The organism is Romboutsia sp. (genome assembly GCF_035470145.1).
GTDB lineage: Bacteria > Bacillota > Clostridia > Peptostreptococcales > Peptostreptococcaceae > Romboutsia_D.
The window spans coordinates 1-10664 of record NZ_DATIRC010000077.1 but is presented as its reverse complement, the minus strand read 5'-3'; the positions used below and the strand labels follow the sequence as shown (position 1 = coordinate 10664).

Genomic DNA, 10664 nt, shown 5'->3' with positions numbered 1-10664 from the left:
TGTTGGGGATACAATTTCTAAAGGAACAAATTTATTAGTTGATTGTGTTGTTGAAAAATAATAGATAGTTATAATCCGTGAAAGGGTGGCATTAAGCTACCCTTTTAGGCAATCTTATAAAAGTTTATTTATTATCAAACTATATTCACTCATTCATAATTTTTCTTTACAATAGATTTACCTAATTATATATAAACTTAATTAACTTACCTATCTTATCAATTTCACTCTTAGGATTTCTCCACCAATGCCTACTCCAAATTCTACATATCATCCATCCTCGAGACTCTAAATATTGTTGTCTATGAATATCTCTTTCTCTTGCAGACTTAGAACTATGATAAGTAGCTCCATCACATTCAATTCCAAGTACATACTTTGATTTTTTCTTATCATAAATAGCTAAATCTATTTTAGATCCTTATACCCCTACAAAACGAAACATCCCTCCCTTAAATTTCATATTATTTTTACATAATTATTAAAGCCTCCTCATATTTAAGAAGACTTTTGTAATTTAACTATTTAATATCTATCTCCCCTATAGCCTCTCTATCAACCTTTGTACCAACCACAGTCTCAACAATACGTTCTATAAGTTTTGTTTTAGTATAACTTTTTAATACATGTACCTCTAAATGCTTAGCTATATTAATAAGAGTATCTTTTTTTATATTAGGCTTTTTAACTCTTTTTTTACACCTTTATATGTAAGCCCACTCGCTTTTTTCATAATTACTGGGATTCCATCTTTTGGAGCACTTGCATGAGATGTTTTATCAACTCTATCCCTATTTATTTCGTGGATTTCAATGGTGGAGATTTACATGTACAGTATCCGCTGTACCAAATTTTAGAACAATCAATGTGTAAATTAAATATTTTAATTTTTATATTTAAATATCTTTAAATTATCAATTATAATATTAAATATTCGAATTTACATTTTGAAATTTGGCTATTAGCTATTTCTTTACCTCTCGAATAGTCTGTTTTTTCTTCTTCTTTAATAATATAATGTGCATCATCTAAGCATACTTCACAAAAATCAATATTTATTCTGATGTCTTGTTTCTTATTAAGTTTTAAAACCTTTACTTATGTGTATTTACAAAAAAAGGCGCCGTATTTAACGACACCTTTATCTCACTTAATCTAATTGTTATTCATATATATCTGAAAATTCAATGTTAATTTTTTCTATATTACTTTTTTCAGAAAAATCATTTACTATATATACATCATCTTCTTCAACAATAGTTTTAATAGGTAATTCAATAATAAACTCTGTTCCTTTTTTATATTCACTTTTAACAAAAATTTTACCATCATGCATTTCAATTAAAGATTTAACAAGAGACAAACCTATTCCACTTCCCTCATGTCTTCTATGTAATAAATGGTCAACTTGCCTAAATCTTTCAAAAATCATTTCCTGTTTTTCTTTTGGTATTCCTATACCTGTATCTTGTACAGAAATTATAATATTATCTAATCCATCACAAATTTTAACTTGTATTTCATCATTAGGTTTTGTAAATTTAATAGCATTCGAAATAAGATTTAAAATAACCCTTTCCATTTGTTCTGGATCAAAAGCCGTAATTTTTTCTTCTACATCTGTATCAAATATAATTGTTCTTGACTTACTTTTTGCATATTCAACAGTAGATAAAGTTATATTTTCAATAATTTCTACAATATTTTTATTTTGCAAATTCAGTTCTGTAAATCCAGAATCTATTTTGGTAATGTCAATTAAGTTATTAACTAATCTTAATAGTCTATAACAATTTTGCTTCATTATATTTATGTGTTTATTAATTTTTGTAACTTCAAAGTTTTCATTGTCATTTTTAGTATATAAAGGTAATAATTGTGTTGTAGAAAAAATTATATTTAGTGGTGTTTTTAGCTCATGAGATATATTAGAGAAAAATTCAGTCTTTAGCCTATCATACTCAATTGCTTCTTCTAATAATCTTTTATTTTCTTTTATCAATTTATTAAAACTTTTTGAAAGTACACCTATTTCGTCTTTGCTATCTATATCACATTGAACGGATAGATCTCCTTTAGTCGCTATTTCCATATGTTTTTTTAGATTATTAATAGGTTTAACTAAGGTATTCGTAAGATAATTTAATAATACTAGAATTAAAATCATAGTACCAATTCCTATTAATAACATGTAATTTCTTAATATTAATATACTGTTAGTTTCCTCATTATAATCAGCAGTCATTCCTATAGACCATCCTGTTGATTTTATAGGCATATAAGAAGCTATTTTTTTTATACCATTATCTTCATAATATTTTATTCCTATATCACCATTTATCATTTTTTCACCCAAATCAACGGTGTCTTTATTCTTATCATTTAATATATTATGTTTATATATTAAATTCTCATTTGGATGAGCTATAAATATACCCTTTTTGCTAAGCATATATGCATAACCACCAATTCCTAGTTTTTCATCATCAATTATATCTGTAATAGCAGGTAAATTTACATCTACACCAACCAAACCTATAACGTTTCCATTATCATCTTTAATAGGTGCTGCAACAACAATAATATAGTTTCCGGTAATTCTTGATATTATAGGTTCTGAAACAGTTGTATTTCCACTATTTGTAGCTTCACGGAAATATTCTCTATCTGCAACATTACCTTTAGCCCCATTAAGAGATACATAATCACCTTTTATATCATTAATAAAAAACAACTCACATTGTTTATCATACAATTCTTCATGATTATAAAGATATTCTTTAAATCCTTCATAATCCATATTTTTTGCTACATCCATTGAAGCAAGCATATTTACTGTTGACTTCCATTTTTCTATGTTATGTTCAACATGAGATGCTAATTTTTCAGCCTTACTTTGAGCTAACCGTTCAACGTAATTAATTATTATATCTTTAGATTTATTATATACGAAAAAAGACAATATCAAAGTACCTATTATAGATAATAAAAAGACAGGTATCATTATTTTTTTCTTTAAACTTTTCATTTATTTATTCCTTTCTTTAACATATAAACCATAATATTTATATATTTTAATAGATATATAAATTAGACACGAAAACAGAAAACATTTTCTTTATATACAAAATAAGCTTTTATGTAAAAATGTGTCATATTATATTATAATAGAAAAATTAAGGATTTGTTATATTATATTTTAAAATTAGTAAAAATAGTGAAAAAATGAAGGTTTGTTGTAATCGTATAAATATAAAATCAATTCCGATTGTGCAATGTTTTGCCACCTACAAAACGAAACGTTTCTCCCCTTAGATTTTATATTATTTTTGGGAAATTATTAAAGCCCTCTCATATTTGAGAAGGCTAATCAATCTTTTATATAAAACCTTTTATCTACCTTATTTTATAAATATAGACTTAACCTCTTTATATAATAAAGTATCATTCTCCATATATAAATGTGCAGGATTGACTATACTTAGATATTTATCATAGTCAATCAAAAAACTTAACATATGGACATCAATTTTCATTTTATCACCCATGTCCTTAGATATTATCTCTATACACTTATATAGTATTTTTATTATTTATATAAACTAATTTTAAATATTTAACTTTATATACAATTTAAAAGACATATAAGACATACTACTACTCAACCCATTGATATAACTTACCTTCATATATGTCCATAGGTATGTCTATACCCATGTCTAATGGTTCTTTTTAGAAACATATAGACATACTTTTTTTAATTTTCAATCCCAATCTATTCAATTTATAAAAAACAAATCTTGTTTCATAAGACATATATATATATCTTTAATAGACATACTGCTCTGGATTATAGACATATTTACACCTTCAATAGACATATTTTTCTTGACTATAGACATACTTTTTCTTAGGAAATATCCTCATTATTTAACACAAAAGCCCTTTAATAACCATATAGAAAGCCTTGTCAAATTCGACAAGGCTCGTACCCTCGGACATCATACTGAGACACGTTCGTTACTCAGTTGCTAAAACCGATAATTTAAATGTATTCCATTGATTCTAAGCAATTGTGTTCCAAATTATATCTATCATACTATTTGCCATCCTCTTTTGTTCATTTATTATAGTACCAATATTTATTCTATAAGTTTAAGATACTTCAAATCTACTATCTCATTCTCATGATAATAAGGCTGCGTACCCTTGAAGTACTGCGCTTTTTGCATTCTTACCACAAAAGTGCCTTCACTAGAGGAGTAAACTCTACACTCTTGTCCATAACCTTTATTAGTTAATACTCTTTCTTCAATTGCATCTGAAGGTAACACCAGACTTATTAAGTACATTACTACTTCTTTTTGAAGGGATATATTATCTTCATAACTATCATAAGTATATGGATATAAAATCTGTCCATACTTTTTCTCATCAACTATTTGCTTATCAATCATCCCTTCATAATGTTCAAAAGTGTTAAAAGTAGATTCTACATAGTACTCATTAGGATCCATAATTTTATATCCTAGTGTATCTTTTTGAGTACTTTGATACAAATCTAAAATCTCTTGCCCACTAAGCACTATCTCTGGATCATTAATGTATTCTTCATAATTCTCACTTTCAGTATAAATAGTATCTTCATATTCATTATCTGGATTATTAATATATTCTTCATGATTCTCATTTTGAATATAAGTGGCATCTTTATATTCATTTATATCTTGTATATAGATTTTTTTTACTATAGTTATCATTATTGCTATGCACATAAATAATGAATAATAAATACTTCCAAGCTTTTTCTTAGGCTTATAAACATCTTCATACGATTGAAGTTGTTTATTATACATATAAGATTTTAAATATCCCTTTTTTGTATAATGAGTAAGTATACTATTTATTATTAAAAATATACTTGTAAAAAGAATATCTATATCATTAGAAGCTACGGTTATACATATTCCCAAAGTTACACTTAACACTACCAATACCTTATATACAATTAATTTTCGATAAATTTTATTGCTTATATTATCATCTTCGTATGTAATTATTTCATCAATATTAGACTTTACAATATAAAAAATTATAGAATAAAAAATAATGAAAAATAAAGTACTACCTATGCCTATATAAGATTCAAAATTTATTTTTTCAAAACCCTGTGTTATAAGGCTGTTTTTACCCAATAATCCTATTTGTAATAATTTATATACGATTCCTATAAAAAGTAGTACATATATAAAGCATAGTAGCCCTAAAGAAGAACGAAATTTTTCTCTCATGTTGCCCCCTCCCTCTATCATATAATGATAACATTAGTATAAATTCTACACAAGCAATTAGATTCCATAAATTGTAATTCAATATATTCTGTAATTTAATTTCTTACTGTTTATTCCTACTAGGTATTTATTGCACATTTCAATTACTCTACTACCTAATGCTTCATCTATTTATAGTAATTCCTCCATTTTCATTTCAGTGCTAACTATAATGGGTAAATTATTGAAATATCTATAAACTAGTTATAGGTATCAAATTTTTCAATCTGATACCTATAATTCTATTTAATATTATATTCTAAATTTAAGTTTATTTAAGAGCCCTTTTTATATCTGATATTATCAATTCTTCAGTTAAGTGATAACGCTCATATAATTCTTCCAATGATACACTATCTGTGAATTCTTTTGAAGCTCCAAAGTTTAATACTTTCATATCTTTATCTGAATAGAATCTTGAAATCTTTTCACCAAATCCACCATCAAGCACTCCATCTTCCAATGTTATTACTAACTTATGATTATCTAATAACTGCGTTAGTAAATTTTTATCTATTCCACTTATAAATCTAGGGTTTATTAATGTAGCATTTATTCCTGTTGTTTCTTTTAATTTTTCATGAACTTTCTCTCCAAGATGATAGAAAGTTCCAAGACCAATTATTGCTACTTCACTTCCATCTTTAGCTTTTTCATAAGTGTTTAAGTTGTCAAAGTTAGGTTCGACTTCAACGCCAGTTGATACTACACCCACGTTTGGAACACGTATCGCGACTGGATATTTATCTTGCTCTATACCCCACTCCATCATAGCAATATATTCTTCTTTATTAGTTGGTGCAAGATAGACTATGTTTGGTATGTTAGATATTAAAGGTATATCAAATGTTCCAAGATGTGTTACGTCACTATCTGTTATTCCTCCCCAATAAACCATAATAAGTGCAGGATTATTATTTATGGCAAGATCTTGAGATAATTGGTCATAAGTTCTTTGTATAAATGAACTCACAAAAGATGCGACAGGTTTACCTCCTTGTGATGCTATACCTGATGCAAGTGCTATTGCATGTTCTTCAGCTATTCCAACATCTACAAATTGATCTTTAAATTCATGTCTAAATGAACCTAATCCAACTACACCAGGAGTGGCAGCAGTTATTGCTACAATACTGCTATCTTTTCTTGCCTTTTGTGATAAAATTTCACCTGCAATATCTGCATAAGTTTCACCTGTATTTTTAAATAGTGGTTCTTTAGTTTTTAAGTCAAATGGCATTACCCAATGGAAGGCTTCTTTATTTTCCTCTGAATCTTTATACCCTTTTCCTTTGACTGTATGTATATGAACTACTACTGGATGATCTATATCTTTAACATTTGAAAATGTTTCAATTAATGACTCAAGATTATTTCCATCTTTAACATAATGATAATCAAATCCTAAAGATTTAAAAAAGTTATTTTCTGATTTTCCATTAGTTTCACGAAGTAAAGCTAAGTTTTTATAAAGACCTCCATAGTTTTGTGATATAGACATATCATTATCATTTACTAGTATTATTATATTTTTTCCCGATGCAGCTGCATTATTTAATCCTTCATAAGCTTCTCCACCACTTAAAGAACCATCGCCTATAACAGCTATAATATTTTCATCCCCACCCTTTATATCACGAGCCTTCGCTAGTCCACATGCTAAGCTAACTGAAGTTGATGTATGTCCTATTGTAAAGAAATCATGTTCGCTTTCATCAGGTGAAGTATATCCTGTAACACTTTTATATTGCGCTGGATTTATGAATGCATGTTTTCTTCCAGTTAAAATTTTATGTGTATATGATTGGTGAGAAACATCATAAACTATCTTGTCTATTGGTGAGTTAAATACATAATGTAGTGCTATAGTTGCTTCAACCATACCTAAGTTTGGTCCAAAGTGTCCACCTATTGTACTTACTTTTTTTATTAAACTTTCTCTTATTTCACTAGATAATGTTTTTAGTTCATCACTAGTAAGTTCTTTTAAATCTTTTGGTCCGTTAATTTTATTTAAAATATTTAATGACATATTAATTTCTCCTAATAATTTTTATATTTCAAAGTACTTTGGTTTGCTACATTGACTAGTATACAGTTTAGAGTAAACTCTAAGTCAATAGATAATTTTAAAATAATTTTTTCTAAATTTCACTTTACTTAGAGTTCACTCTAACGGTTATAATATAATATGATTTATTTTAGGAGGTAAAGTTATGCCCTATACTATTAAAGAGGTGGCTAAAAAATACAATTTATCTGTTCATACTCTTCGCTATTATGAAAAAGAAGGTTTGCTTCCTTTTATTGAGCGTAATGAACAAGGTAATAGAGTCTTTAAGGATAAAGACTTTGAATGGCTTGATATAATATGTTGTTTAAGAAATACTAATATGCCTATATCTAAGATTAAAGAGTATGTTGATTTATGTATTGAAGGTCCTAAGACTATTTGTAAACGTGAAGATATGCTTTTAAAACATAAAAAATATATAGAAAATGAGATAGAAACCTTTAATTCTTATCTTAGAATTGTGGATAATAAGATAAATTATTATATTAAAGAACAAAAAGCTATTATATGTAAATAATTCAAAACTGTCTATAGGATCTGATAGCGTGGGTGATGTGTTAAAAATCATTTATCTGTAGAACATATAGGCCTACTATTTGCATATATATTAGTAAGTTATTTATTATTGTTTTTATATAAGGTTATATGTGTATTAAAGATGGTTGTTTATAGATTATAAAGGAGAGTGTTTAGATTGAAGAATGGTCCTATTAAGTATAAGAAATTTATAGTTGCTTCTATAGGTTTTTTAGCAGGAATTGTTGGATTTGCTTTTACTCAGATTTGGTTTGTTTTAGGTCTGGGATTTGCTTTCTCTGTAGCATCTCTTGTATTAGATTAATATTATCTTTAAATTAACCTCTCTACTAAAAGGTTAAAAAGGTGTAGGTATTTAATTTTCTTACATCTTTTTTTGTTAGTTCAAACTAGTTATAAATTTCATTCAATAAATGAGATATCAAATATGTTTATTAATATTATCACTGATTTGCTACAAAAACAAAAACTATATCGATAAAAATCAATATAGCTTTGTTAATTTTAATAATGAAGACTAATCTCAGGGGTCATCCTACTAGTTTATAATGATAGATATTTATTTCTAATACAAGACACATGAGATGCATAAGCAAAGAACTCATTATATAGAAACGATAACTCCACAAGCCAATCTAGGACCTGAATTTCCTGAAGGCTGTGAAATAAAATCATCAGATCCTTGATGAAGTATAAAAGATCTTCCTATAACTTCATTTACATTAAATCTATTAGTAAATGTAGAAAGTATACCTATTCCATTAGCAGATAATATTGGTGGTAAATCACCTGCATGCATAGGGTGTTGTGCATTATTTGGATTATAATGAGATTTGGCAGAAGTAAATGGATCATTTTCATTTCCTATAGAACAATCTCCAACTTCATGAATATGCAATCCATGGAATGAACTAGATTGATTGTTTATATTAGGAATCCCTGTTATATATGCTTTTATATATACCCCACCTTCTAGTTGATATAAATATATAGTTCCTTTTATACAAGGTGCTAATGGCCCCCCTTTTATTTGGGCATAGGCATTTGGTCTAGATGGAGTGTATCCAGAAAATATTTTTTGAATATCATACTTTGGACAAGAATTATCCATAATGTACCTCCTTATAATGTAATAAGTTTATGTCGCTATATATCTTATGATTTACATTTCTATAATGTTAATATTTGGTACTTATTTAGTATAATATGAATATAACTCTAAATTTTTTTTGTAGATTCTATAGGAATACCAACATTTGATCCAAAGTTAGAATAACTTACTTAATAAGCGAGGCTAGCAAAATGCAATTATACAGAACTACTGATCCGTTCATCTATACTAAATAAAATGAGAGAAAAAATTAATATAAAGGCAGCAACCCATATTGCTTTATTTCCAATAGATAGTGTTACCATCCCCCCTAAGAAAGCTCCAAATAAAAATGAGGAAATGATTGTCAAATATCGAAGAGCTCGTATAGCTGATTCACGATCTTTTTTTGTAATAGCAATATACGCCTGATATGAAGCTGTTCTTAAATTACCAGTAGTCATTGTTGTGCTATATGGAGAATCAACTAATTTACGAAATGCAGAAATTTGTACTGAAGATACAAATGAAATTATAACATTAACAAAACTATCAGAAACAGTACTAGGTAAAAATCCTATAATAAAAAGCAATATAATCTCAAGGATTAATATAGCACGTGCTGAATCCGGTATAAAAAGTAATGAGGACCTTTTTTTCATTATTTCAGCAACTATTACACCTAATATAAAAGCCAAAATAGGTGGAACGTACATAAATGCTTGCCTCCAATCTCCCCTAGAAACCTCTACTCCCACTAACACAATGTTTCCCGTTTGAGCGTTGGCAAAAACACCACCTCTACCTACAAATGTATAGGCATCCAAAAATCCTCCAACTATTGCAAGAAATATTCCTAAGTGTACGGATTCGGATGTAACACTATTTAGACGTATTTTCCCTTTATATCTTTGTATCACATCTTTAGTATGCAAAACTCTAATACTCCCTTTCAATATAATACTATTTTTTAATCTTTATTTTCATAATACTATTAATATTATATAGCAAACTTTAAATTTTTTCCAACATTGGTTTGAAGCTACAAATCCATTATTTTATCTATATCTTTAATATTCTAACCTTCTTATCATATTTATTAATTTATTCCCTACTAATTTTCAATTTATGTAAATACAAAACGTACTATAATTACAAGTACAGTAAGTATATAAAATACTTAAAATATTATTAAACCTAATTTACTTGATGTACTAAAACCTTCAAATCATTGATAAATTTCTTAAATGTAAAAAGAATGACTATGTTTATCCTAACTAAAAAACTAGCATTTTAAAATGCTAGTTTTTATCTATTATTTATATAATAAATTAATCTAAACTCTCTCCTTGAGAAGCTATAACTTGTTTATACCAATCAAAACTTTTCTTCTTACTACGTCTTAAAGTACCTTTACCATCGTTCAATTCAGGGTTTTTAATATTTTTATTTATTTACTATTTCTAAACCACTTTTTAAGTATTTATTTATAATATTTTCATCTATATTACTATCAGTTATGATAAGATTTATATCTTCAATGTCTGCAATTTTAGTTAATGATACATTATCAATTTTATTGCTATCTGCAAGTATTATAGCTTCCTTAGACATATTTATAAGCATTTTTTGT

Annotated in this window: 9 protein-coding genes; 2 read left to right on the top strand and 7 right to left on the bottom strand. The window is 27.1% G+C overall.

The genetic code is table 11. The annotated features are described in order from the left end of the window. Positions 1–181: 181 nt before the first annotated feature. The 4 genes from VLM92_RS17375 to VLM92_RS02735 form a co-directional block, all read right to left on the bottom strand. Entirely contained in the window at positions 182–412 is a 231-nt protein-coding gene (locus tag VLM92_RS17375) for a DUF559 domain-containing protein (RefSeq protein WP_414708142.1), read from the bottom strand. A 750-nt stretch (positions 413–1162) separates the two neighbouring features. Beyond that, complete coding sequence (locus VLM92_RS02745; protein ID WP_325274823.1) at positions 1163–3028, bottom strand: sensor histidine kinase; 1866 nt, start codon at positions 3026–3028, stop codon at positions 1163–1165. Positions 3029–4142: 1114 nt separating this feature from the next. After that, on the bottom strand, positions 4143–5291 hold the full coding sequence (locus VLM92_RS02740; RefSeq protein WP_325274822.1) for a hypothetical protein: 1149 nt from the start codon (positions 5289–5291) through the stop codon (positions 4143–4145). 310 nt (positions 5292–5601) lie between these two features. Then, positions 5602–7362, bottom strand: a complete 1761-nt coding sequence (locus VLM92_RS02735) for a 1-deoxy-D-xylulose-5-phosphate synthase (protein WP_325274821.1) — start codon at positions 7360–7362, stop codon at positions 5602–5604. Positions 7363–7546: 184 nt separating this feature from the next. On the opposite strand from VLM92_RS02735, the gene VLM92_RS02730 reads away from it, so the two are divergent. Together VLM92_RS02730 and VLM92_RS02725 are read left to right on the top strand one after the other, a co-directional pair. Next, entirely contained in the window at positions 7547–7921 is a 375-nt protein-coding gene (locus VLM92_RS02730) for a MerR family transcriptional regulator (protein WP_325274820.1), read from the top strand. A 177-nt stretch (positions 7922–8098) separates the two neighbouring features. Then, a complete protein-coding gene (locus VLM92_RS02725) occupies positions 8099–8245 on the top strand; it encodes a hypothetical protein (protein WP_325274819.1) in 147 nt (48 codons plus the stop codon). Between the two features lie 300 nt (positions 8246–8545). Here the strand turns inward: VLM92_RS02725 and VLM92_RS02720 are convergent, their stop codons facing one another. From VLM92_RS02720 to VLM92_RS02705, 3 genes are all read right to left on the bottom strand, one after another. Continuing rightward, positions 8546–9052: a superoxide dismutase family protein gene (locus VLM92_RS02720; RefSeq protein ID WP_325274818.1), complete on the bottom strand. Its 507-nt coding sequence runs from the start codon at positions 9050–9052 to the stop codon at positions 8546–8548. 197 nt (positions 9053–9249) lie between these two features. Beyond that, positions 9250–9966, bottom strand: a complete 717-nt coding sequence (locus VLM92_RS02715) for a YoaK family protein (protein WP_325274817.1) — start codon at positions 9964–9966, stop codon at positions 9250–9252. Positions 9967–10477: 511 nt separating this feature from the next. Next, positions 10478–10664 (bottom strand): hypothetical protein (locus VLM92_RS02705; RefSeq protein ID WP_331681663.1); only part of this gene is annotated, 187 nt, incomplete at its 5' end.

Excerpts from the sequence above, each read along its gene's own strand:
- VLM92_RS02730 (WP_325274820.1), top strand. The coding sequence starts at position 7,547 with ATGCCCTATACTATTAAAGAGGTGGCTAAAAAATACAATTTATCTGTT.
- VLM92_RS02720 (WP_325274818.1), bottom strand. The coding sequence starts at position 9,052 with ATGGATAATTCTTGTCCAAAGTATGATATTCAAAAAATATTTTCTGGA.
- VLM92_RS02740 (WP_325274822.1), bottom strand. The coding sequence starts at position 5,291 with ATGAGAGAAAAATTTCGTTCTTCTTTAGGGCTACTATGCTTTATATAT.
- VLM92_RS02735 (WP_325274821.1), bottom strand. The coding sequence starts at position 7,362 with ATGTCATTAAATATTTTAAATAAAATTAACGGACCAAAAGATTTAAAA.
- VLM92_RS02745 (WP_325274823.1), bottom strand. The coding sequence starts at position 3,028 with ATGAAAAGTTTAAAGAAAAAAATAATGATACCTGTCTTTTTATTATCT.